A 23,107-nucleotide genomic window follows, 5' to 3' on the forward strand; every position below is an offset into this window, starting at 1 on the left:
ACACCCGGTTACATTCCGAACCCGGAAGTTAAGCTTTCCAGCGCCGATGGTACTGCACCGGGGACGGTGTGGGAGAGTAGGACACCGCCGGACAACATTTGATAGATAGTTATGTGTGTTATGCAAGGTAGGCCATCCACGGTGTGGATGGCCTACCTGCGTTTACGGACCTTTAGTCTTGCCCTGGCTGGAGGCGGTGGAGCGGTGGCTCCGCTCCGGACAGTCCGCGGGCACCCGGGATCCGCGCGAAGAAGCCGCTCACGAGAACCGGGGATTCCACGGCCGTCACGCCGGCGCATTCGGCGCGATCTTGCGCGCCAGTCAGTGTCCGGGGTCGGCGAGTGCGACTTCGTACTGCCGCTCGATCACCTGTTTCATCTCCTCCGCGCCGCGTTGGACGCGGATCCTGATCTCGGTGGCGAGCGCGTGCGGCAACACGTCTGTGATCCAGACGACCCGGCCCGCCCGGTCACCCTCGGAGTGAACCTCGAAACAGGCGTGGTGGTGCTCGATCGGTGGCCGAGCGCCCTCGACGACGGAGTAGGCCAGGCGGCGGGCGTCGTCGTCGATCGCGATGATCAACTCGTGGATCACATGTCCGTCGGGGAAGGTCAGGAACCTGTGGTCGCCCTCGATGCGGGTGTCGGCGACGCGGCCGGGCAGCAGGCGTTGGTGAACGGCGCCCACATCGCGCAGCACGTCCCAGATGTACTCAGGGGACGTGTCGATCACGAACTCGTGGCGGATGGATGCCATGGCGCGGGGACCCCTTTCATTCCGGACTCCTCTACAGCGGGCGAATCGTGTTCGAACGGGAAAGCTTCTGGTCATGTGCCAGTCCGTCTGCAGCAGGACCTGTTCGCCGTTGACGGGGATCGGGCCCAGTGATGATCGCACAAGGTCGTCGTGAGTGTGGATCGGCCTGCTGACGTCAGAGCCGCCGGAAAGGTCGTTTCAGTGACGGAGAGCCCGCGGTGTTCGGGCGAATGGATGGTTGGGGGGTGGGGGCTTGCTAGGCTGGACAGGGCCGGGCCACCCCACCACGGGTGGCCTTCGTCGCGTAAGGCGCCAAAGGGCGGGCAGCGACAGAGTGAACGGGCCTTGAGTCCCGCGGCCGGATGACCCGTCCCCTCCGCGCCATGGTCGGCGCTACGGGTGAACGCCGATCACGGCGCACGCGGTGAGCGAGCAACGAAGGACAGAAGTGAACAGAGATAACGGACGTGAGGACTCGGGCCGTCCCGAAGATGGCGGGAACCGCTCGGGCGAGGGGTCCGGAGCATTCCGCGGTGACCGCTCCGACAGCGCGAAGGAGGGGCGACCGGCCGACGGCTACCGCGCGGGAGCGCGCGGAGAGAGGCGCTCCGGCGATGGTCCGCGCTACGGCGAGCGCCGCGAAGGCGGCCCTGGCGGCCCCGGCGGCTCGTACGGGTCTCGCGACCGTGATTCTCGTGGAGGACGCCCCTTCCAGCGCGACGACCGCGGCGGTCGGCCGTTCAACCGAGAGGGCCGGAGCGGGGCCGGCGAAGGCCGGTCCTTCGGCCGTGACGACAGGGCAGGGGGCTCTGGTCGCTCCTACGAGCGCGGTGACCGCCCTGATCGTCCCGACCGCCCGGGCCGTGGCTTCGACCGTGGCGACCGCCAGGACCGTCCAGGCCGCTCCTACGACCGTGGCGACCGTCCGAGTGGTCCGTCGGATCGCGGTGACCGGCCCGGGGGCTCGTTCGATCGCGGTGACCGTCCGGGTGGCTCCTTCGATCGTGGAGATCGGCCGGGGCGGCCCTACGAGCGTTCTGAGCGGGGGGGCTATCAAGATCGCGCCACGTTCGGCCGTGGCGACCGTGGCGACCGTCCTGGACGCCCCTCTGAGCGTGGTGAGCGCGGCGGCTACCAGGGCCGTCCCTCCGACCGAGGGGACCGGCCGGAGCGTCCCGCCCGTTCCTTCGAGCGCGGGGATCGTCGTGACGACCGCAGTGGCGGATCCGGCGCCGGTGAGCGTTCGTACAGTCGTGGCGATCGGGACGGCGCCCCCCGTAGCGGCCAGGGATTCCAGGGGCCGCGCGGTGACCGCCCGTACGGCGGCCGGTCCGAGTCGCGCTACGGAGATCGGCGCGAGCAAGGCGCCGGCGGCTCCTCCGGCTGGCGCGACCGTGATGACCGTGGAGGCCGTCCTTCCGGCCCCGGGCGGGGCGACCGCGAGAACCGCCCGTTCCAGCGGGACGATCGCACAGGTTCGGGCTCTCGTCCCTTCAACCGTGAGGGACGCGAAGGCCATCAAGGACGGGACGACCGCGGTGGCGCGGGTTCCCGTCCGTACAACCGGGATGACCGCGGTGACCGGCAGGGCCGGCCCTCCTTCAGGGACGACCGTGGTGGCCCTGGGGGCCGTCCGTTCGACCGCGACGACCGTGGCGGTCGCTCGTTCGACCGTGGTGACCGTGGCCCGCGTTCCTTCCAGCGGGATGACCGCGGCGACCGTGGTCCGCGCTCCTTCGACCGCGACGACCGTGGTGGCCGTTCCTTCGACCGTGACGACCGCGGCGGTCGCTCGTTCGACCGTGGCGACCGTGGTGGCCGTCCGTTCGAGCGGGATGACCGTGGCGGGCGACCTCCGGGCGCCGGCGACCGGGGCGGAAGGCCGCCGTTCCAGCGGGACGACCGCCGTGGTCCGGGAGCACGCCCGTTCGGCGGAGAAGGCCGTCCGGGCCGTGACGACCGCGGTGACCGCGGTGGGTTCGCGGCGCGCGGGTCCCGTCCCGGAGATCGCGACGACCGTCCGCAGGGCGGCGGCGAGCGCCGGTTCGGTGGCGGCGACCGGCCGTACGGGCGCGACACCCGAGGCGAAGGCGGCGATCGTCCCTTCCGCCGCGACGACCGAGCCGGCTCAGGGCCGCGCCCGTTCAGCCGTGAAGGACGGGACGACCGCGGTCCCCGCGAGGGGCGCACGTCCACTGACGACCGGAACCGGGAGTACGGCGACCGCGGTCGGTACGGCTCCAGGGATGACCGGGGCGACGCCGGTCAGGGTGAGCGCGGTGGCTCCCGTGGCCGCTACGGCCGGGAGGGTGGCCGCCCGTTCGCGCGCGACACCGAACACGGCCCCCGCGATGGGCAGGGGCGCCGGGAGGAGCATGTCGCCATTCCGGAGCTGGCGGCGGACATCACTCCCGAGGAGCTGGAGAAGGACGTCCGCGACGAGCTCCGCTCCCTCCCCAACGACCTCGCCGCCATGATCGCTTCTCATCTGGTGGCCGCGGAGCGCGCGCTGGGGGACGACGACGCCGAGCTCGCGTACGAGCACGCGAAGGTCGCCCGCCGGTTCGCCGCGCGCATCGGAGTGGTGCGGGAGGCGGTGGGCCTGGCCGCCTACCGTGCCGGACACTACGCCGAGGCGCTCAGTGATCTGCGCGCCGCGCGCAGGATGACCGGCTCGGACGAGTTCCTGCCGATCATGGCTGACTGTGAGCGCGGACTGGGGCGTCCGGAACGGGCGCTGGACCTGGTCCGTTCGCCCGAGGCCGAGCGCCTCGACCGTGCGGGGCGCATCGAGCTGGCGATCGTGGAGTCGGGCGCCCGCCGCGACCTCGGTCAGCACGACGCGGCCGTCATCACTCTGCAGCGGGTGCCGGAACTGCGCAACCAGGAGCCGCATCCCTGGTCCGCCCGCCTGGCCTTCGCCTACGCCGACGCCCTGGCGGAAGCCGGGCACGAGAGTGCGGCGACCGACTGGTTCGAGCGGGCCATGATGTTCGACGAGGACGGAGAGACCGACGCGGCCGAGCGGTACGCGGTCCTCACCGGAGCCGTCATCGAGGACATCGAGGAGGACGAGGAGGACGGCGAGTTCGACGTGGACGGCGACGCGCTCGTCGAGGATGGCGAGGACGGCGACCCGGCCGAGCCGGGCGCCGAGCGCGATGACGAGACCGCCACTGAGTCGGATGACTTGGATGACTCGGGCGGCGAGTCCGGGGAACAGGCCGGTGCTGGTGTCCAGGTCGGATCCGAGGTGAGTGCTGCCGAGGATCCCGACGCCGGTGAGGAAGCCCCTGCGGCTGTGGCGTCCGCCGACAGCTCGGCCGAAGAGCCGGCGCCGTCGCCGAAGTCCACTGTCGTCACGTCCGTCGCCGCACCGTCCGCGTCCTCCTCGGTGGCCTCACCGTCCGAAGTGACCGACAAGCCGGGTAAGTCCGACGAATCGGCGGGGATGGAGACGGCCGAGACGCCGGCCAAGGCGTCGGGGACGGCGACCGAGGCGTCGAGGACGGGGGGCGAGGACGTGCAGGCCGCCGAGGCCCAGGTACCGGACGGTCCCGCGCCGGAGACTCCGCGCATGGAGATCGGCATGGGGCCGGCCTTCATCGAACCCGACTTCGGTGTTTCGGCGAGACCGGTTCCGGGGGATGTTCTGGAGGACGACGATGACGACGACGACGCCGATGTCCAGCCGCGCAGGCCGGACCGGCGTGATGCCTGACAGGCGTGGAGGCTGACGAAGGGTGGTGGGCGCCGACAGACTCGAGGCATGCGGCGCCCGCCACTCATCGTTCCCTCGCCAGATCGATCTAAGCCTGCTCGGCGCGAGACATCGCCACCGTGCCCCGGCTCGCCCGGCGCACGACACCAGAGCGGCCTTCAGCCCGAGGAGGGCTCGGCGCGGTCGAGCCAGTGCAGGATGCCGGCCACGTTGAACGGGACTCCGCTGATCATTTCCATCTGCCGCACCGTCTCGGCGTCCTCCGGCGCGGGGGCGGCGTAGCGCTGACGGGTCTTCTCGCCCACCATCGCCACCGCGTGGTCGAGGTCCATGCCCTGGGCGTGGGCCTGGCGGGTCAGATCAACCCAGACGCGCAGCTCCTCGGCCGATCGGTCCAAGATCTCGGAGACGTCGGAGACGGGTCCGTAGTGGCTGAACAGCAACCGCTGGGGGCCCAGGTCCTTGAACAGCGACACCGAGTTCAGTGCCGTCCGCAGATCGAAGTCCGGGGGAGGCGTGGCGGGCCGCACGTCGCCGGTCTGCGGCAGGTACACCCCCGCGGCGTCGCCGACGTAGAGGTCGCCGGTCGCCGAGTCCAGCAGTCCGACGTGGTGCTTGGCGTGCCCAGGGGAGTAGTGGCTGGACAGCGTGCGGCCGCCGCCGAGGTCGATGGAGTCGCTGTCGTCCAGGGCCCGGATGCGAGATGCCTCGGTGGGCGACAGGGTTCCGAAGAGCGTGTCGAGCTGGTCACCCCAGACCTTTTTCGCGCTGGCCATCAGGACGGTCGGATCGGCGAGGTGACGTGCGCCCTTCTGGTGCACGACGACCTCGGCCGAGGGGTAGAACCCGGCGATGTCGCCGACGCCTCCGGCGTGGTCGAGGTGGATGTGGGTGACGACCACCGTGGCGAGATCGTCCGGTCCGACCCCCAGGGAGGTGAGCGCGTCGCGGACGACGGGAGCGGAGGTCGAGGTGCCGGTCTCGACCAGGCAGGGCCGGTCGCCGAGGATCAGATAGCCCGCGGTGATCCCTGAGAATCCCGCCATGCGCGTGTCGATCTCGTAGACTTCTCCGCCCAGTGGCGTGACGTTGTCCACAGCTGCTCCTTCGTTCCCGGGGCGCGCGCCGTGCCCGCGACCCCTATGTTCGTACCACCTGGGCGATCCCACGGGTGACCCGCGGTCACGTTTCTCCGCTCGCCTCAGGCTCCCGCGATGTTTTCCACAGAACGACGTTCGAACCCCGTGTGGTCCGGCCTGGTGGCGAAGGATGGCCCTGCCATGGACAGGACGCGGCAGGAAAGGGGTTCCCATGCACCGCAACGAGGTGACGCTGGTCGGCCGGCTGTCCAAGCCGGCGAGGCGCAGAGAGCTGCCCAGCGGAGATGTGATGACCATGTGGGGGCTCGCGGTGCGCCGGCCCGCCGAGCATCCGAGCGGCAAGAAGGCCGACGGCATCGCGTGCGTCACCTTTGATCCCGAGGTGGGCGCCAGGGTGGCCGGGTGGCGGGTCGACGACGTCGTCACGGTCGAGGGAGCGCTGCACCAGCGCTACCGGGGCGGCGCCGGCGGCGGAGTCAGCACCTACGAGGTCGAGGTGCGCGAGGCGCGCCGCCTACAGGCCCGAGATCCCGGACGAAGAGACACGGCCGCCCCGTCCCCCACGGCCGCGGCCCAAGACCACGCGGACGGTCCCACCACCGCCGCCGAGCACCGACCACCGGTCCGGCATTCGGCCGGCGACGGGGTGAGCCGTCGACAGGACGGACCGAGCGGCGCCCCATCTGTTGGAGGCGAAGCGAACGGCCATGGAGCGGAGTCAGTTGGTGGAGAAGGTGCGCAGGACGAGGCCGGTGCGGGGCTTGGGGCCGAATGAGGTGGACTTGCGGGGCACGCGCTCGCCTCCGGCGGCGATGGCCAGCACGTTCTCGACCGTCAGGGGCGGGACGATCACCGCCGTACCCGACTCGCGGCCGGCCATCCGGACGGCCAGGTAGGGGTCATGGTGGACGATGCGCACGGTCTGCTCGTCGTCCTGCAACCCCCAGACCTTGGGCAAGAGGAACTCCGAGAGGATCGACGTGACCAGAGACTTCCAGGCGTCCGACCGGGCCGCCGGCATCGCATGCTCCAACTGCACGGCGTCGGGGTCGGTCAGCAGGTGGCTGTGCCCCTCGCCGCCCAGGACGAAGGCGGGGCCCGTCGCCGTGGCCAGGGCCTCCAGCGCCTCCTCCAGCCGGACGAACTCGTGCACCCGCCAGGCTCCCTTGGCCCGTGCCGCGGCCTCTTCCAGGGGCAGCCCGGGGATGACCCGGTGGATGGCCTTGAGGTCGGGCGGGTAGGCCCGGGAGTCCACCAGCATGGCCAGGCCGAAGTCCCAGGCGCCCGCGCCGCGTCCCTGTGAGTGGTAGTCCCGTTGCAGGGCGAGGTAGGTGGCGTACCGGTGGTGGCCGTCGGCGATGAGGGCCTGGCACCCGTAGAGGGCGTCCGCCACGGTCCGCAGTTCCGCCGGATCGGTGAGGGCCCACAACCGGTGCGAGATGCCGTCGTCGGTGCGGATGTCCAGGAGCGGAGTCCGCGTCGAGGCCACCTCGTCGACCAGCTCCGAGGCGGCGGCGCCGTCGCCGTCGTACAGCAGGAAGATGGGCTCCAGGTTGCTCTCGGTGGTCTTCATGAGCGCCAGGCGATCGGCCACCGTCGCCGGCATGACATTCTCGTGCGGCAGCACGATGCCCTTCTCCGGTTCAGAGAGGGCGAGGTCACCGATCAGGCCGCGGAGCAGCACGTCAGGCCCGCTCTGCTCGTAGACGTAAAGGGAAGGGAGATCGTCGACGACGAGTACGCCCGAGTCGAGCCACACGGTGAGGGTCTCCCGAGCCTCGGCGTAACGGTGCTGGTCGGCCCCGGGAAGGATCAGCCGTACCACGTTGTTGGGGTGAGCGTCGAGGAGATGGCGGACGTCTTCGCGCGAGACGAGGTCGTACGGTGGAGAGGTGACGGCAGCCAGATCGTCCACTGCGAAACGCACACCCCGGAACGGGCGCAATACCAGTCCGTCAGGCGACGGCAGTTCAGAGATGGCCATACCGGGCATGGTGCCATAAGGCCCGCGTCGCTCAGAGACAGCCCCGACGTCGTAGCGCTGCCCGGCTCGTCAGGAAGCCGGGATGACATGTCCTCTGAAGGAGGCCTCTGAAGATGGTGCAGGGACGAAGCGGGCCGGAGCCCCCCGACTACCAGCCGAACGCTCCTGTGGATCATGTCTACGACCCGAATGCTCCTGCCGGTGACGTCTATGAATGGTTTCAGCGCGGGGTCAAGCTGCTGAAGGACGGCAGCCCGGCCGCCGCGGCGGCGATCCTGGCGCGGGCCGCCGATGCCGAACCCGATTCGCGCAGCATCCGGGAGGCTCTGGCAAGGGCGCAGTTCAACTCGCGCCGGTACGAGGACGCCGCCGACAGCTTTCGCTGGATCGTCTCCGCCAACCCCACCGAGGACTACGCCTACTTCGGCCTGGGCATGGCCTTGTGGCGCACCGGCGACATGAAGGCCGCCCAGGAGCATCTGGCCATGGCCGTGGCGATGCGCCCGGACCTTCGCGACTACGTCTCCGCCCTGAAGCAGGTCCGCGCCACCTTGCGAGCCCGCCAAGCCTGACTGGAGGTGGGTCGGCCTGGCCTGAGGAGGGCTGGTCTGATCTGGGGCGTTGGGGGAGTGCGGGGTGAGGGTGGTGGCCGGGTCATGGGAGTGTCCGGGCATCGGAAATAGTGGGGCCATGGCAACCACGCTGATCGACCTCTACGACACCTTGCTGCTCGATCTCGACGGAGTCGTCTACCTCGGCCGCCAGCCGGTGAAAGGCGCGCCCGAGGCGCTGACCCGGGCCGGTGACACCGGGGTGCGGCTCGCCTACGTGACCAACAACGCTTCTCGCACACCGGCGGCGATCGCCGAGCACCTGGTGTCCATCGGGGTTCCGGCCACGCCGGACGACGTCGTGACCTCCGCCCAGGCGGCCGCTCGCATGATCGCCGAACGGGTGCCGAAGGGATCGGCCGTGCTCGTGGTCGGCGGCATGGGCCTGCGCTCCGCCGTGCGCGGGCAGGGGTTGCGCCCGGTGACGACCGCCGCGGACGCGCCCGTGGCCGTGGTCCAAGGCATTTCGCCTGATCTGTCCTACGCCCTGCTGAGTGAGGGAGCGCTCGCGGTTCGTCACGGAGCCTGGTTCGTCGCGGCCAACGGTGACACCACCATGCCGACGAACCGGGGGGTCCTGCCCGGCAACGGTGCGATGACCCGCGTCATCGCGACCGCGACCGGGGTCGAGCCCGTGTCGGCGGGCAAACCGGAACCGCCGCTGCACCGGGAGTCCATGCTGCGCACAGGCGCCGAGAAGCCGCTCATCGTGGGAGACCGGCTGGACACCGACATCGAGGCGGCGACCCGGGCGGGCGTCGACAGCCTGCTCGTGCTGAGCGGGGTCACCGGCCCGCTGGACCTGCTCGTCGCGCCGCTCGAGCACCGTCCGACGCACATCGGCACGGACGTCTCCGCCGTCCACCTGCCGCCGGCGCCGGTCACCGGCGAGGGCGACGAGTGGGTCCGGGAGGGCTGGGTGGCGCGATGGGAGTCCGGCGAGCTGCGCCTGAAGGGCGAGGGTGACCCCTTGGACGGGCTCCGCGCCGCCTGTGCCGCCTCCTGGGCGCACGCGGGCGACGGCCGGGCCGACAAGGCCGCCCTCACCCATGTCATGGCGGCTCTGTCCCCCTGACGGCCCGTCCCTCGGGCGCCTCGGTGGTGGTGGCGCTCAGATGGTCCTGTCCGCGGTGGTCATGGTGGTTCCGCACCTCTGACGGACCTGTCCGCCGGTGTCGTGGTGCGTTTCGGCGCCCTGATCGTCTGTGCGTGGGGACGGGCGGTGCTGGAGCCGTGAGGGAGGGCGGATGGTCGCGGGGGTCGCCGGCCGGGGGCTTCAGAGGAGTTTGCGGAGCCGTAGGAGGTCCCCCAGGCTGGCGTCGATCTTGACCCGGCCGCCCAGAAGTGCCCGTGCCATGTCGAGCTCGCCGTTCACCATGGAGAGCAGATCGTCGCTGGAGATGCGGATGCGCACATCGGCGGGCCGCCCTGTCGAGGGAGGGGCGTCGGTGAACGGCTCGAGGCCGTCATGGTGGATCCGCCCGTAGAAGGTCACGTCCAGATCGGTGATCCGGCAGCTCAGGCTTCTGTCCACCACATGCTTGGTACGGGTCTCTGGATCAAGCTCGGCGAACTGCTCGGCGAGTTTGTCCAACGCCGCCCTGCACTCGTCGACGGTCGCCATGCGTGGTACCCCTTCTCATCCCCGAAGCCCCTCTGACTTACGGAAGGTAGCGTTTCACTTGAGTACTACGCCAAATCCGGCGCGCGAGCGCGGCCCGGGCAGAGAAGAGCATCACATGGATGGCCGCTTCCGATACGGTCAGGGTCTACGGCCGTCGCGTAGGCGGCGGTGACCCGGCGAGCGACCATTCCATCATGTCCCTGATCGGCCCCCGCGACCAACGAACACACCGCGAGTCGGCGGCACAGGGGCGAAACGGACACGCCGCACGGCGGAGCAAGCACGAGACGTGGAGACGACGCATGACGGAGAGCGGCGAGGCCCGCGTGGCCGCCGCCCTGGCCAGGCTGGGCGGCCTGGGCGAGGTTCCCGTCCGGGAGCACGTCCCGGTGTTCGAGGAGGTTCTGGGGGGCCTGGAGGCCACCCTCGCCTCCGTGGACGACGCCTCCCCGATCCAGGGGGACGGCGTCTCCTGATGGCCGGGCGAATTCTCATGCCCAGGTGGGCGTCTTCGGCCGCCTCAGTCCCCGCGCCGAGACGATCGGCCCCTGCGCAGGCCGGGCGGGCCTTCTCGGGCCGCACCACTCGCGCGACGGCAGGACGGGCTACGTCGGCCGGGGGGTGGGTTCGGTGAGCCGTCGGATACGGCTGGACAGCGAGCTGGTGCGCCGCGGCCTGGCCCGCTCCAGGGAGCAGGCCGCGGAGCTGATCTCCGGCGGCCGGGTCAGCGTCGGCGGCCGTACGGCGGCCAAGCCCGCGACCCAGGTGGACACGGCCTCGGCGATCGTGGTCGTCGAAGCCCCGGAGGGCCCCGACTACGTGTCGCGGGGAGCCCACAAGCTGATCGGCGCGCTGGAGGCGTTCGAGCCGCGCGGCCTGGCCGTCGAAGGGCGCCGCTGCCTGGACGCCGGAGCCTCGACCGGCGGTTTCACCGACGTGCTGCTGCGGCGCGGAGCCGCGCACGTCCTCGCGGTCGACGTCGGGTACGGCCAGCTCGCCTGGTCGCTGCGCACCGACGATCGGGTCACGGTCATGGAGCGGGTCAACGTGCGCGACCTGACCCGCGACGCGGTGGGCGAGCCTCCAACGCTCGTCGTCGGCGACCTGTCGTTCATCTCGCTGCGCCTGGTCCTGCCGGCTCTCGCCGCCTGCGCGGCCCCGGAGGCCGACTTCGTCATGCTGGTGAAGCCGCAGTTCGAGGTGGGCAAGGACCGCGTGGGGGCGGGGGGCGTCGTCCGCGACCCCGGCCTGCGCGCCGGCGCCGTCCGGGACGTCGCCGCCGCGGCGGCCACGCTGTCGCTCACGGTGCGCGGTGTGACGGCGAGCCCCCTGCCGGGCCCGTCGGGCAACGTCGAATATCTGCTCTGGCTCGGCAAGGGGCCGGGGCCGGACCCTGTCACAGACCTGGACGCCGAGATCGATCGCGCGGTCACGGAAGGTCCCCAGTAGTGCGCGACCTACCCGCGGGAGGAGCGGCGCCAACGATGGACAGCGCGAAGCGTACGGTGCTGATCACGGCTCACACGGGGCGCGAGCCGGCGGTCGAGAGCGCGCGGCTGGTGATCCATCGGTTCCTCGCCGAGGGGTTCACGGTCCGCGTCATGGAGCCGGAGGCCGAGGAGATCGCCGCTCCCGGCGTGGACGTGGTGCCGGCGAGCCCCGCCGCCGCCGAGGACGCCGAGGTGTTCATGGTGCTCGGCGGCGACGGCACGCTGCTGCGCGCGGCCGAGCTCGCCCGTCCGGCCCGCACCCCGCTGCTGGGCATCAACCTCGGTCACGTCGGTTTCCTGGCCGAGGCCGAGATGGCCGACCTCGCCGAGGCCGTGGACCACGTCGTGACCGGCCGGTACGGCGTCGAAGAGCGGCTGACGCTCGATGTGAAGGTCCGCGCCAACGGCGAGCTGCTGGCCTCGACCTGGGCGCTCAACGAGGCGAGCGTCGAGAAGCGCGACCGCATGCTGGAGGTCGTGGCGGAGATCGACGGCAGGCCGTTGTCCCGGTGGGGATGCGACGGCGTGATCTGTGCCACTCCGACCGGTTCGACGGCGTACGCGTTCTCGGCGGGCGGGCCGGTCGTGTGGCCGGAGGTCGAGGCGCTGCTGCTGGTGCCCAACAGCGCCCACGCGCTGTTCGCCCGCCCCTTGGTGGTCTCTCCGCGCTCCAACATCGCCATCGAGATCCTTCCCGGCACGTCGGGGGGAGTCCTGTGGTGCGACGGGCGGCGCCGCTTCGACCTGCCGCCGGGCGTGCGGGTGGAGGTCCGGCGCGCCGACCTGCCGGTGCGGCTGGCGCGCCTGCACGGCCCGGACACCACCGGAGCCCCGTTCACCGACCGTCTCGTCGCCAAGTTCGACCTGCCCGTCCAGGGCTGGCGCGGCCGCGTACGCCACTGAGCCCTGGTTCCAGGGGGCGCGGGCCGGTGGGATGCGCGGCCGGAGGCCGCGCGGCCGGGATGTCCGCCCGGCCGTCGCCCCCTGTCCGAGGGCGGGGCGGGCGACGGGCATCCAGGTCCCGTCGCCACAAGACGTGGAATGTACGGTTTCTGGTCGTATCGACCGGTTAGGTGCGCTCCTTTGAGGCGCAGAGGGCACCGGTCATCGAAAACCTTGGCGATTTCCGCGTAGGATCGACCCGCACAAAAGAGGTGACCGAGCCAAGCTCCACACGCTCCGGCGAGGTGCCCGAGCGGAGGCGGCGCGGCGAAACGGCGGGAGGGACCCAGTGCGGCCACGGGTCGATGAGGTCCGGATCAAAGGGCTCGGGGTGATCGACGAGGCTGTCCTGAAGCTCTCCTCGGGCTTCACCGTCGTCACCGGCGAGACCGGCGCGGGCAAGACGATGGTCGTGACAGGGCTCGGGCTGCTGTTCGGCGGCCGGGCCGACCCCGCGCGCGTCCGCCCCGGCGCCGAGCGGGCCACGGTCGAGGGCACGCTGTTCGTCGAGCAGGGCGGCCGCGTCGCCCAGCAGGTCGAGGACACCGGCGGCGAGATCGAGGACGGCGAGCTGATCATCGCCAGGACGGTCTCCACCGAGGGCCGCTCCCGCGCGTGGCTCGGCGGCAGGTCCGTGCCGGTGGGCACGCTCACCTACCTCGCCGAGGACCTCGTGGCCGTCCACGGCCAGATGGACCAGCAGCGGCTGCTGCAGCCCGGACGCCAGCGCGCCGCGCTCGACCGCTACGCCGGTGAGGAGCTCGTCAAGCCGCTCCGGGCCTACACCCAGGCATACAAGCGCCACAGGGAGGTCGGCGAGACGCTCCAGGAGCTCACGACCAAGGCGCGCGAGCGGGCCCAGGAGGCCGACCACCTGCGCTTCGGGCTGGAGGAGATCGAAAAGGCCGACCCCAGGGCCGGCGAAGAGGCCGAGCTCAGGCAGGAGGAAGAGCGCCTCGCGCACGCCGACGCGTTGAAGAACGCCGCCGTGACCGCCCACTCCGCCCTGCTCGGCGACCCCATGGCCGCCGTCCAGGGGCTGCAGGACGCCGTCTCCCTGCTCGGGCAGGCCCGGGCGGCGGTCGAGGCCGTCCGCGAGTACGACACGGCGCTGTCGGGCATCGGCGACCGCCTCGCCGAGGCCGGGTACCTGGTGTCGGACGTGGCCACCGAGCTGGCCGCCTACTCCGAGTCCGTCGACGCCGACCCCGCCAGGCTGGCCGCCGTGCAGGAACGCCGCGCGCTGCTGAACGGCCTGATCAGGAAGTACGGCCAGGACAGCGAGGCGGTCCTGGCCTGGGCGAAGTCGGCCGCGGTCCGCGTCGGCGAGCTGGCGGGGGACGACGACCGCATCGCCGAGCTGAGCCGCGAGCACGAGGAGCTGACGGCGCGGCTGACCGAGCTGGCGGCCGAGCTCACCAACATCCGCACCGCCGCCGCCGAGCGTTTCGGCGCGGCGGTCACCGCCGAGCTGACCGCGCTCGCCATGCCGCACGCCCGGGTCGTCGTGGTGATCACCCCGACGGGCTCGTTCGGTCCCGACGGCGCCGACGACGTCGAACTGCGCATGATGTCCCATCCCGGGGCTCCCGCGCTGCCGTTGAACAAGGGCGCCTCCGGCGGCGAGCTGAGCCGGGTCATGCTGGCGATCGAGGTGGTGTTCGCCGGCGCCGACCCGGTGCCGACGTTCGTGTTCGACGAGGTCGACGCCGGAGTCGGCGGCAAGGCCGCGGTGGAGATCGGCAGGCGGCTCGCCCGGCTGGCCCGCACCTCGCAGGTCATCGTGGTGACCCACCTGCCCCAGGTCGCCGCGTTCGCCGACCAGCACCTGGTCGTCGAGAAGGCCAGTGACGGCAGCGTCGTGCGCAGCGGTGTCACCGCTCTGGACCCGGAGGGCCGCGCCAGGGAACTGTCGCGCATGCTGGCCGGTCTGGAGGACTCGGCGCTGGGCCGCGCGCACGCCGAGGAACTGCTGTCCATCGCCGCGGCCGACAAGGCCACGGCGGCGACCCCGACCGGCAGGCCCGCCCGCGGCGGCCGGAGCGCCGGCGCGTCCGGCAAGCCCGCCGCCACGGGAAAGTCAACCGGCCGCTCATGACCCTCACGGGCCGCCGGTCGTCCACGCCGGCCGTCGATCGTCGACCGAACCCGTGAGCCATGACGGTCCCCGGTCTTCGGCGCCACGCTCCAGCCGTGCGGCGGCGAGCACACGCGAGCCGTCGGTCGCACGCACCGGCGGCCCCCGCGACGGAGGCCCGCGGCGGGGACGGCCGATGAATTCGGCCGCCCATCAGGGGGTGGATCACGGCGACCGCCCGTCCTGGGCGGCCGGATGTGCGTACCCTGGGGACGGTCTTGTGCCGGCTTGTGCTCGCGCGGGAGCCGGCGGGGGTTCGCGTACGCGAAGGCGTCGGGACGCACATGAGAGACATGCGGGCTTGGAAGTGCGTGCCTCCGCAGGCGCCTCGCGGGAGGCCGGGGACGCGCGTGGCATGGTCCGAGGGCGGTGCCGAGCGTTCGTGAGGATGCCGCCGGTGCAGCGAGGATGCGTGCTGGGCGTCCTGTGAGGAAGCGTGCCGAGCGTCTGTGAGGAAGCGTGCTGAGCGTTCGTGCCCATGCGTGCGGGGCGTTGCCGCGCTTCGCGCACGGGCGTTCGTGCGGATGCGAGCCGAGCGTTCGTGAGAATGGGGCTGGGCGTTCGTGAGGAGGGGGGCTGGGCGTTCGTGACGATGAGTGGAGGGCAGTGGTTGATCCGGCGGTGGGCGTCCGGTGTACCCACAGTGACAGGTCTGACACGCCGTGATGCGGGCCCATCTTGGTCGCACGCTCTGGCAGGATGGTTCGTGATGAAGGTGCCGACCTTGAAGGTTCAGGGCCTCCGCCGCAGGAAGGTCCCAGACCTTCCCGGGGTGACGGCAGTGGCGAGGATCGATCGGCGGACCAAGAGGCTGACCAAGCGCCTCAGGCCCGGGGAAATCGCGATCATCGATCATGTCGACGTCGACCGGGTGAGCGCGGAGGCTCTTGTCGCGTGCGGCGTCTCCGTCGTGCTCGACATCGCCGCCGGCATCAGCGGCCGCTATCCGAACCTCGGCCCGCAGATCCTGCTCAACGCCGGGGTGACGCTCGTGGACAACGTCACCCCAGAGGTGTTCGACCGCGTCCGTGACGGCGACCTGGTGCGCGTCCACGAGGGCGTGGTGTACCTGGAGGACGAGATCGTCGGGAAGGGCGAGATCGCCACCCCCGACAGCGTCGCCGCCGCGATGGCCGAGGCGCGGGCGGGCCTGTCGGTCCAGATCGAGGACTTCGCCATCAACACGATGGAGTACATCCGCCGTGAGCGCGACCTGCTGATCGACGGCGTCGGCGTCCCCGACATCCGCACCTCCATGGAGGGCAGGCACGTCCTGGTCGTGGTGCGGGGCTACCACTACAAGGAGGACATCGCCACCCTCCGCCCCTACATCCGCGAGTACCGCCCGGTGCTCATCGGGGTGGACGGCGGCGCCGACGCCCTGCTGGAGGCCGGCTACATGCCCGACCTGATCGTCGGCGACTTCGACTCGGTGTCCGAACGCAGCCTGTGCTGCGGCGCCGAGCTCATCGTGCACGCCTACCGCGACGGCCGGGCCCCCGGCCTCGAACGGGTCCAGCAGCTCGGCCAGCAGGCCGTGGTGTTCCCCGCCACCGGCACCAGCGAGGACATCGCGATGTTGCTGGCCGACGACAAGGGCGCGAGCCTGATCGTGGCGGTCGGCACCCACGGCACGCTGGTGGAGTTCCTGGACAAGGGGCGCTCGGGCATGGCGAGCACCTTCCTCACCCGGCTCCGGGTCGGCGGCAAGCTCGTGGACGCCAAGGGCGTGAGCCGGCTGTACCGCAGCCGCATCTCGATCGGCTCGTTGCTGCTGCTGGTGGCGACGGCGATGGTCACGGTAGGCGTCGTGCTGTGGTTCTCCCCGATGGGGAAGGTCTGGCTGAACGGACTTCGGGACGCCTGGAACGGTTTCATCTTCTGGTTGGTCGGACTCTTCTCGTGATCGATTTCCGCTATCACCTCGTCTCCATCGTCGCGATCTTCCTCGCGCTCGCCATCGGCATCGTCCTGGGCAGTACGGTGCTGAACGCCCCGCTGGTGGCCTCCACCGAGGCGGTGACCGCGCAGCTGCGCGCCCGCAACATCGAGTTGCAGGCGCAGGTGAGCGGGGTGCAGAGCCGCGAAGGCGCCGACGACTCCTTCATCGCCGACCGCCTCCCGCTGCTGGTCCAGGGCGCCCTGACCGGCGAGCGCGTCGTGATCGTCGAGGCGCCCGGCGCGGACTCCAAGCTGCGCGACCCCATCGATCACGTGGTCACCGCGGCCGGGGCCGTGGTCACCGGCCGGGTCACGCTCACCGAGAAGTACCTCAACGCCGAGCAGGCCGCGGTCCTGGACGAGCTGGCGACCACCGCCAAGCCCGCCGCCATGGAGTTCCCCCTCAACGCCACGCCGTACGACAAGGCGGCCGCGGTGCTGGCCGGCGCCCTGATGACCTCCGACAAGGCCCAGGCCGGCAAGGACGAGCCGGCCGCCGCCGGCGTGCTCGGCTCCTTCGAGAGTGACGGGCTGCTGTCGGTCGAAGGCGACCCCGGCAAGCGGGCGACGCTGGCGCTGGTCGTGGCCCCGGCCACCCCCTACGAGGGCGACACCGCGGACGCGCAGAACTCCGCCGTCGTCGCGCTGGCCACCGGGCTGGACGATGGCGGAGAGGGCGCCGTCGTCACCGGCGCGGTGCCCACCTCGACCGCGGCGGGCGTCATCGCGGCGCTGCGCGCCGAGAGCGACGCGGCGGCGAAGGTCTCCACCGTCGACAACCCCGATATGGCTTCTGGGCAGGCCGTGGTGGTCTACGCTCTGCGGGAGCAGGCGGCCGGCAAGGCCGGGCAGTACGGTCTCGGCTCGGACGCCACGGCCGTCGAACCGACCCCCGTGTCCTCGTCCACGCCCACTCCCACCGCGGGCGCGGGCGGCTGACGCGCCGCACGCCCAGTCCCGGCGGCCGCGCCGGGTGCTCCTGACGAAGAGGGATCTGCTGTGGCCCATCGCACCTGGCTCGGCGCCCTGGCGGGCGCGGCCCTCGGCGCCGTCGCCGCCCGCGCCGCCTACTCGGCGTTCACACGCCGCCCGCCGATCGGCGACGAGAAGACCTGGACGCGCACCAACCACCGCGGCGAGCCGCTCACTCTGCTGGAGGGGCCCGCGTTCGTGGCCGGCGCCGGCGCGGCGGTGGCGCTGGCGCCGGGCCTGCCTCCGCGGGCCCGCGCGGCGGCGGTCCTCGCCACCGTGGGCAGTGGCGCCCTCGGCGCCTACGACGACCTTCGGGGGGCGACGTCCTCCAAGGGGTTCAAGGGACACCTGACGGCCCTGGCGCGCGGTGAGGTGACCAGCGGCGCGGTGAAGATCCTCGGCATCGGCGCGGCGGGCCTGGCCGCCGCCGCCCTGCTGCCCCGCCACCCCGGCGAGGCGGGACGCGGCGCGGTGTCCGCCGCCGTGGACACCCTGCTCGACGGCGCGCTCATCGCGGGCAGCGCCAACCTGGCCAACCTGTTCGACCTGCGTCCCGGGCGGGCCATCAAGGTGGGGCTGCTCGCCGGCGGGCCGCTGCTCACGGCCTCGCTCGTCAAGGGCGCGACCGCCGGTCGTACGAGCGCGATCGACGGCACGGGGCTCATCGCCGGTCGCGCGGGCATGGCCGCGGGCGCGGGCGTCGTCCCCGGCCGTGCGGGCGTGGCCGGGCGTGCCGGGTTGGGCGCCGCCACGGGGGCGGCGCTGGCCGCGGTGCCGATCGGGGCGGGCCTCGCCCTGCTGCCGGAGGACCTCGGCGAGCGGGCCATGCTCGGCGACGCGGGCGCCAACGCCCTCGGGGCGCTGCTCGGCGTCGCGGCCGTCGCGGGGCTGCGCCGCCCGGCCCGGCTGGTGCTGCTCGGCGCGGTCGCGACGCTCACCGCCGCCTCCGAGAAGGTCAGCTTCACCAAGGTCATCGCCGGCAACCCGGTGCTCCACCGCCTCGACATGCTGGGCCGCCGTCCCGCATGACCGCACGGGTGGGCCGGGGCCTGGCCGCCGCGGCGGCCCTCATCGCGGCCGTCACGATCCTGGCCCGCGTGGTGGGCTTCGCCAAGCAGCTGGTCCTGGCCCGCACGGTGGACACCGGCTGCCTGGCCACGGCGTACTTCACCGCCAACCAGGTGCCCAACATCGTGTTCGAGGTCGTCGTCGGCGGCGCGCTCGCCGGGATGATCGTCCCGGTGCTCGCCGGGGCGGCCTCCCGCTCCTCGGCGCCGGTCCCCGCCGGCGCGCGCACGGCGCCGGTAGGCGGCGGTGCGGCCGGTGAGGGCGCCGAGTCGAGCGCCGAAGAGGCCCGGGACCGGGTCGGGCGGATCACCTCGGCGCTGCTGAGCTGGGTGCTGGTGCTGCTGGTGCCGCTCGGGGCGCTCACCGCCCTGGCGGCCCGTCCGGTGATGGAGCTGTTCGCCGGGCAGGTGCGAGGCTGCGACCCGGGTGACCTGCTGGACACCGCGACCCGGATGCTCGTCGTCTTCGCCCCGCAGATCCCCCTGTACGGCCTGGCCGTGGTGCTGTACGGGGTGCTCCAGGCCCACCGGCGCTTCACCGGCCCGGCGCTGGCCCCGCTGGTGTCCAGCCTGGTGGTCATCGTCGCCTACCTGCTGTTCGTGCCGCTCGCCCACGGCGTCACCGCCCCCCTGACGGCGGTGCCGCGCCCGGCCGAGCTGGCCCTGTCCGTCGGCACCACGCTCGGCGTGCTCGCGCTGGTCGTGACGGTCATCGGCCCGTCCTCGCGGCTCGGCCTGCGGCTGCGGCCGACCCTGCGCTTCCCCGAAGGCGTGGCCGCGCGGGTGCGCCGCCTGGCGGTGGCCGGACTCAGCGCCCTGATCGCCCAGCAGGCGGCCACGGCGCTGGTGGTGTGGCTTGCCAACAGGTACCTCGGCGCCGGCGGGCTCCCCGGGTACAACTACGCCTGGGCGATCTACCAGGTCCCCAACGCCGTCCTGGCGGTGCCCATCGCCACCAGCGCGTTCCCCGCCCTTTCCGCGCGGGCCGAGGAGGGGGACGGCCACGGGTTCGCCGTTCTGTCGGCGCAGACCACGCGGGCGGTCATCCTGGTGTCCGGCATCGCCGCCGGGGCGCTGGCGGGGGTGGCGGCTCCGGTGGCGGAGGTCTTCGTCGGCGGCAAGGCCGGCGAGGTGCCCCCGGCCGAGCTGGCGCGGGCCATCGCGTTGTTCGCGCCCGGCCTGCTCGGGTACGGCCTGATCGCCCACCTGGGCCGCGTGCTGTACGCGCGGGGAAGGGGAAGGGCGGCCGCCGCGGGCACGGTGGCCGGGTGGCTGGTGGTCATGGCCGCGCAGACGGCCTTCGCCGTGGCCTTCCCCGCCGATTGGCGGCTCGGCGGCCTCGCGCTCGGCAGCGCCGTGGGCATGACGGCGGGCGGGGCGTTGCTGATGGCCGCCGTCCTGCGGAGCGGGGGCGCGGCGGCGCTGGCCGGGGTGGGGCGCGCGACGCTGGCCGCGGTGCTGGGCGGCGGAGCCGGCTTCGTGGCCGGTCTGTGGGTCGCCGCGCTGCTGCCCGCCCGCGGGCCGGTGGCCGGGGCGGCGGTGACGGTGCCGGCCGGTGCGGCGGCCCTGGTGGCGTCTTTGGCGGTGGCGCTGGTCGTGGACAGACCTGATGTGATGGCGGCGCTGTCGCGCGTGCGCGGGGGCGGCCGGGGAGGGAACGGCGGAGATGGCTGAGACGGCGCGGCGCGTGGCCCTGGTTCTCGGGACGAGCACCGGTGGGGTGGGGCGGCACGTGCGCATGCTCGCCGGAGGGCTCGCCCGGGAGGGCCGCCAGGTCGTGGTGATCGGCCCGGCGAGCACCGACGAGGCGTTCGGCTTCTCCGGCGTCGCGGGCTTCGCGGGGGTGCCCATCTCCGACCGGCCCCGTCCGGCGGCCGATCTGCGGGCCGTGGCGCGGCTGCGGACCCTGCTGGCGGGGGCCGACGTGGTGCACGCGCACGGGCTGCGCGCCGGCGCGCTGGCGGCCCTGGCGCTGGCCGGCCGCCGTACCGCACTGGTGGTCACCTTGCACAACGCGCTGACCGCCGGGAGAGCGGTTGGCGCGATATATGGGCTTTTGGAGCGCATTGTTGCGAAAAAGGCTGATCAGGTGCTCGTGGTGGCTCCCGACCTGGGGGAGCGGATGACCACCCTCGGGGCCCGTCACGTCGCTGCCGCGGTCGTCCCGGCCCCGCCGCTGTCGCCCGCGACCAGGACGCCCGCCGAAGTCCGCGCCGAACTGAGAGCAGGACCGAGAGCAGAACCTGGTCGGTCGAACCCCGCCGAGGCCGGCGCCGAGCCGGAGCGCGCGTCCGGCGCGGCCGACGTCGGCGCCGAACCCGATCGGGCGCCGCGCGCAGCCGCGGCCGGCGCCGAGCCAGGTGAGGTGTCGGACGTGGTCGGGGTCGGTGCCGAGCCTGGGGTGTCGGACGGGGCGGAGGCCGGCGCGGTGCCGGGTCGGGTGTCGGACGCGGTCGAGGCCGGCGCCGAGCCTGGTCGGGTGACGGACGCGGTGGAGGTCGGTGCCGAGCCTGGTCGGGTGTCGGACGCGGTGGAGGTCGGTGCCGAGCCGGGTGGGGTGTCAGGTGACCTCGTGCCGCATGCGACGCCCGGCGACGGGGCCGCAGGGGCCCGGGAGGGCGATGGGCCGATCTTGCTGACGATCGCCCGGCTGGCCCAGCAGAAGGGCCTGGAGACGCTCCTGGACGCCGCGCGCGGGCCGTACGCGGAGGGCGCCGCCCCGCTGTTCGTCGTCGCGGGGGACGGGCCGCTGCGCGGCGAGTTGCGGTCGCGCGTCGAGGCCGAAGGGCTCCCGGTCCTGCTCCTGGGCGACCGCGCCGATGTGGCCGACCTCCTCCAGGCGGCCGACGCGCTGGTGTCGCCGAGCCGCTGGGAGGGACAGCCGCTGAACGTCCAGGAGGCGCTCAGGGCCGCCAAGCCGATCGTCGCGACGGCGGTCGGCGGCGTCCCTGCGATGGTCGGCGACGCCGCGCTGCTCGTCCCGCCCGGGGACGCGGCCGCCCTGCGCGAGGCGATCGTGCGGTTGATCGCCGACCCGGCGCTGGCCGCCCGCCTGTCGGCCGCCGCGGCGGCTCGCCCGCTGCCGGACGAGCAGGCCGCCCTGCGCGCCGCCGCCACCGCCTACGAGGCCGCGCGAGCGACCGTCACCGGCCACGCCTGACCGTTCCCGCGGCGGCCCGCTCGCGTCCCGGCCGCCCTTCCGGCGGCCCCAGCGCCTCCTGGGCACCCCCTCGTCAGGGTTTCTCGCGCGTCCGGGCGCTTCCTCGGGATGGTCCTTGACTGTCCTTGCGCCCCTCCGGGGACGGTTCTCGCGCGTCCGGGCGCTTTCTCGGGATGGTCCTTGTGCGTTGGCCTGCCTTTCGGCGTTCGGGCGTTCTGGTCACGGTTTCCGGTGGTCCTTCTCGGGCCGGCCGTCCTCGTGGGGATGCCGCGGACGGGGGTGGATCGTGCGGGAACCGGCGTTGATCAGCGGATTCGGGGGCGCGGGCGGCCGGAAGGCCGCGCCTGGTGAAACCGCTGATTAGGTACGGCTTATGCGCTCGCCTATACTCCTCGGCGAGGGGGGGAGTATCCCTTCGCGACAGCCTCGTCATCACGGAACGTCCCTTACGGCGGGCCCGGGGCTGCCGGTCCGCGCCACTGGTGCGGGCGGGAGAGACCTCCGGCACTTTGACGCGGGCCGGAGGTTTGTCTTGGACGTTTCCGTATGGGTTTGGGCGGGGCTCATTGCTGGGCTCTTGGTGGTGCTGGCCTTCGACCTGTGGATCGTCGACAGAGGTGAGCCCCGCGAGTTCTCGCTGAGGCAGGCGAGCTTCTGGGTCGGCTTCTACGTCACGCTGGCCGTCCTGTTCGGCATCGGCCTGTGGATGATCGCCGGGCCGGACCACGCGGGCGAGTACTTCGCCGGCTATCTGACCGAGTACAGCCTGAGCGTGGACAACCTGTTCATCTTCTACATCATCATGGGCCGCTTCGCCGTGCCGAGGGTGTACCAGCACAAGGTGCTCCTGGTGGGCGTGCTGATGGCGCTGGTGATGCGCGGGATCTTCATCCTGGTCGGCGCGGCGGCCCTGCAGCGCTTCGGCTGGCTGTTCTACGTGTTCGGGGCTTTCCTGCTCTACACGGCCGTGAACCTGCTGCGCGGCCACGACGAGGAGGAGTTCAAGGAGAACCTGCTGCTGCGGTGGGTGCGCCGCATCTTCCCGACCACCGACGGCTTCGTCGGCTCGAAGGTCACCGCCCGGGTGGACGGCCGCCGCATGGTGACCCCGATGCTGATCGTCATGGTGGCCATCGGCACCACCGACCTGCTGTTCGCGCTGGACTCCATCCCCGCGATCTTCGGGCTCACGCAGGACGCCTTCATCGTCTTCACCGCCAACGCGTTCGCCCTGATGGGCCTGCGTCAGCTCTATTTCCTGCTCGGTGGGCTCCTGCAGCGGTTGGTGTACATCAGCTACGGTCTGTCGTTCATTCTGGGCTTCATCGGGGTTAAGCTCATCATGGAGGCCTTGCACACCAGTGGTGTCTCCTGGGCGCCCGAAGTGCCGATCTGGGTCTCCCTCTCGGTCATCGGCGTGACGATGGTGGTCACCACCGTGGCCAGCCTCATCAAGGCCAGGCGCGACAAGCGGTCCGGTGGCGCCGCCGCCCCGGCGAAGGTGTCCCAGGGGTAGCGAATTGGTGCATGAGGCGATTTGCTTGTCTCGTATCGCTATGCAATGGCGACGGGATGGGTAACATTCGGCGACAAGTCACGAAC

General features: G+C 72.3%; 18 protein-coding genes and 1 rRNA gene. 15 read left to right on the plus strand and 4 right to left on the minus strand.

Going from position 1 to position 23,107, the window contains the following annotated elements; genetic code table 11:
• Nucleotides 1-93 (plus strand): 5S ribosomal RNA (gene rrf, locus ABZU32_RS28015); the annotation flags it as partial.
• A 228-nt stretch (nt 94-321) separates the two neighbouring features.
• Here rrf and ABZU32_RS28020 read toward each other — a convergent pair.
• Nucleotides 322-756 (minus strand): SRPBCC family protein, encoded by a 435-nt coding sequence (locus ABZU32_RS28020; protein ID WP_354844654.1) that lies wholly within the window; start codon nt 754-756, stop codon nt 322-324.
• A gap of 2,473 nt (nt 757-3,229) precedes the next feature.
• Here ABZU32_RS28020 and ABZU32_RS28025 point away from each other — a divergent pair.
• The gene (locus ABZU32_RS28025) at nt 3,230-4,477 is read left to right on the plus strand and encodes a hypothetical protein (protein WP_354926608.1); all 1,248 of its coding nucleotides are present in this window, start codon (nt 3,230-3,232) and stop codon (nt 4,475-4,477) included.
• A 158-nt stretch (nt 4,478-4,635) separates the two neighbouring features.
• On the opposite strand, the gene ABZU32_RS28030 is transcribed toward ABZU32_RS28025, so the two are convergent.
• Nucleotides 4,636-5,574: an MBL fold metallo-hydrolase gene (locus tag ABZU32_RS28030; protein WP_354926610.1), complete on the minus strand. Its 939-nt coding sequence runs from the start codon at nt 5,572-5,574 to the stop codon at nt 4,636-4,638.
• Between the two features lie 214 nt (nt 5,575-5,788).
• Between ABZU32_RS28030 and ABZU32_RS28035 the strand changes: the two genes are divergently transcribed.
• The gene (locus ABZU32_RS28035; RefSeq protein WP_354926612.1) at nt 5,789-6,352 is read left to right on the plus strand and encodes a single-stranded DNA-binding protein; all 564 of its coding nucleotides are present in this window, start codon (nt 5,789-5,791) and stop codon (nt 6,350-6,352) included.
• Here ABZU32_RS28035 and ABZU32_RS28040 read toward each other — a convergent pair.
• A complete protein-coding gene (locus ABZU32_RS28040) occupies nt 6,296-7,570 on the minus strand; it encodes a DUF1015 domain-containing protein (RefSeq protein WP_354844669.1) in 1,275 nt (424 codons plus the stop codon). The two genes, ABZU32_RS28035 and ABZU32_RS28040, sit on opposite strands and share 57 nt — an antisense overlap.
• A gap of 104 nt (nt 7,571-7,674) precedes the next feature.
• Here ABZU32_RS28040 and ABZU32_RS28045 point away from each other — a divergent pair, with 104 nt between their 5' ends.
• Together ABZU32_RS28045 and ABZU32_RS28050 are read left to right on the plus strand one after the other, a co-directional pair.
• Nucleotides 7,675-8,133, plus strand: coding sequence for a tetratricopeptide repeat protein (locus ABZU32_RS28045; RefSeq protein ID WP_354926614.1), 459 nt, complete (start codon nt 7,675-7,677; stop codon nt 8,131-8,133).
• Nucleotides 8,134-8,251: 118 nt separating this feature from the next.
• Nucleotides 8,252-9,247, plus strand: a complete 996-nt coding sequence (locus ABZU32_RS28050; RefSeq protein WP_354926616.1) for an HAD-IIA family hydrolase — start codon at nt 8,252-8,254, stop codon at nt 9,245-9,247.
• Between the two features lie 201 nt (nt 9,248-9,448).
• On the opposite strand, the gene ABZU32_RS28055 is transcribed toward ABZU32_RS28050, so the two are convergent.
• Nucleotides 9,449-9,796, minus strand: a complete 348-nt coding sequence (locus tag ABZU32_RS28055) for an SCP2 sterol-binding domain-containing protein (protein WP_354844678.1) — start codon at nt 9,794-9,796, stop codon at nt 9,449-9,451.
• Nucleotides 9,797-10,098: 302 nt separating this feature from the next.
• Here ABZU32_RS28055 and ABZU32_RS28060 point away from each other — a divergent pair, with 302 nt between their 5' ends.
• The 10 genes from ABZU32_RS28060 (at nt 10,099) to ABZU32_RS28105 (ending at nt 23,021) form a co-directional block, all read left to right on the plus strand.
• On the plus strand, nt 10,099-10,272 hold the full coding sequence (locus ABZU32_RS28060; RefSeq protein WP_354926618.1) for a hypothetical protein: 174 nt from the start codon (nt 10,099-10,101) through the stop codon (nt 10,270-10,272).
• Between the two features lie 154 nt (nt 10,273-10,426).
• Nucleotides 10,427-11,245, plus strand: coding sequence for a TlyA family RNA methyltransferase (locus tag ABZU32_RS28065; RefSeq protein WP_354926620.1), 819 nt, complete (start codon nt 10,427-10,429; stop codon nt 11,243-11,245).
• A gap of 35 nt (nt 11,246-11,280) precedes the next feature.
• Complete coding sequence (locus ABZU32_RS28070; protein ID WP_354844688.1) at nt 11,281-12,189, plus strand: NAD kinase; 909 nt, start codon at nt 11,281-11,283, stop codon at nt 12,187-12,189.
• Nucleotides 12,190-12,517: 328 nt separating this feature from the next.
• Nucleotides 12,518-14,326 (plus strand): DNA repair protein RecN, encoded by a 1,809-nt coding sequence (gene recN, locus ABZU32_RS28075; RefSeq protein WP_354926622.1) that lies wholly within the window; start codon nt 12,518-12,520, stop codon nt 14,324-14,326.
• Nucleotides 14,327-15,074: 748 nt separating this feature from the next.
• The gene (gene steA / locus ABZU32_RS28080; protein ID WP_354926624.1) at nt 15,075-16,271 is read left to right on the plus strand and encodes a putative cytokinetic ring protein SteA; all 1,197 of its coding nucleotides are present in this window, start codon (nt 15,075-15,077) and stop codon (nt 16,269-16,271) included.
• Nucleotides 16,268-17,245, plus strand: a complete 978-nt coding sequence (locus ABZU32_RS28085; protein WP_354926626.1) for a copper transporter — start codon at nt 16,268-16,270, stop codon at nt 17,243-17,245. Before steA ends, ABZU32_RS28085 begins: the two co-directional genes overlap by 4 nt.
• Before the next feature lie 60 nt (nt 17,246-17,305).
• On the plus strand, nt 17,306-18,307 hold the full coding sequence (locus tag ABZU32_RS28090) for a hypothetical protein (protein ID WP_354926627.1): 1,002 nt from the start codon (nt 17,306-17,308) through the stop codon (nt 18,305-18,307).
• Nucleotides 18,304-20,019, plus strand: a complete 1,716-nt coding sequence (locus tag ABZU32_RS28095; RefSeq protein ID WP_354926628.1) for a lipid II flippase MurJ — start codon at nt 18,304-18,306, stop codon at nt 20,017-20,019. Before ABZU32_RS28090 ends, ABZU32_RS28095 begins: the two co-directional genes overlap by 4 nt.
• Entirely contained in the window at nt 20,012-21,505 is a 1,494-nt protein-coding gene (locus ABZU32_RS28100; RefSeq protein WP_354926630.1) for a glycosyltransferase, read from the plus strand. Before ABZU32_RS28095 ends, ABZU32_RS28100 begins: the two co-directional genes overlap by 8 nt.
• Before the next feature lie 532 nt (nt 21,506-22,037).
• Nucleotides 22,038-23,021, plus strand: a complete 984-nt coding sequence (locus ABZU32_RS28105; protein WP_354844709.1) for a TerC family protein — start codon at nt 22,038-22,040, stop codon at nt 23,019-23,021.
• Nucleotides 23,022-23,107 lie beyond the last annotated feature (86 nt).

This window comes from Sphaerisporangium sp. NPDC005288, from assembly GCF_040607475.1.
Taxonomy (GTDB): domain Bacteria; phylum Actinomycetota; class Actinomycetes; order Streptosporangiales; family Streptosporangiaceae; genus Sphaerisporangium; species Sphaerisporangium rhizosphaerae.

What these genes read in the sequence shown, in the direction of transcription:
- ABZU32_RS28020 (WP_354844654.1), bottom strand. Translation starts at nt 756, where the DNA reads ATGGCATCCATCCGCCACGAGTTCGTGATCGACACGTCCCCTGAGTAC.
- ABZU32_RS28025 (WP_354926608.1), top strand. Translation starts at nt 3,230, where the DNA reads ATGATCGCTTCTCATCTGGTGGCCGCGGAGCGCGCGCTGGGGGACGAC.
- ABZU32_RS28035 (WP_354926612.1), top strand. Translation starts at nt 5,789, where the DNA reads ATGCACCGCAACGAGGTGACGCTGGTCGGCCGGCTGTCCAAGCCGGCG.
- ABZU32_RS28040 (WP_354844669.1), bottom strand. Translation starts at nt 7,570, where the DNA reads ATGCCCGGTATGGCCATCTCTGAACTGCCGTCGCCTGACGGACTGGTA.
- ABZU32_RS28045 (WP_354926614.1), top strand. Translation starts at nt 7,675, where the DNA reads ATGGTGCAGGGACGAAGCGGGCCGGAGCCCCCCGACTACCAGCCGAAC.
- ABZU32_RS28050 (WP_354926616.1), top strand. Translation starts at nt 8,252, where the DNA reads ATGGCAACCACGCTGATCGACCTCTACGACACCTTGCTGCTCGATCTC.
- ABZU32_RS28055 (WP_354844678.1), bottom strand. Translation starts at nt 9,796, where the DNA reads ATGGCGACCGTCGACGAGTGCAGGGCGGCGTTGGACAAACTCGCCGAG.
- ABZU32_RS28060 (WP_354926618.1), top strand. Translation starts at nt 10,099, where the DNA reads ATGACGGAGAGCGGCGAGGCCCGCGTGGCCGCCGCCCTGGCCAGGCTG.
- ABZU32_RS28070 (WP_354844688.1), top strand. Translation starts at nt 11,281, where the DNA reads ATGGACAGCGCGAAGCGTACGGTGCTGATCACGGCTCACACGGGGCGC.
- steA (WP_354926624.1), top strand. Translation starts at nt 15,075, where the DNA reads ATGAAGGTGCCGACCTTGAAGGTTCAGGGCCTCCGCCGCAGGAAGGTC.
- ABZU32_RS28095 (WP_354926628.1), top strand. Translation starts at nt 18,304, where the DNA reads ATGACCGCACGGGTGGGCCGGGGCCTGGCCGCCGCGGCGGCCCTCATC.
- ABZU32_RS28100 (WP_354926630.1), top strand. Translation starts at nt 20,012, where the DNA reads ATGGCTGAGACGGCGCGGCGCGTGGCCCTGGTTCTCGGGACGAGCACC.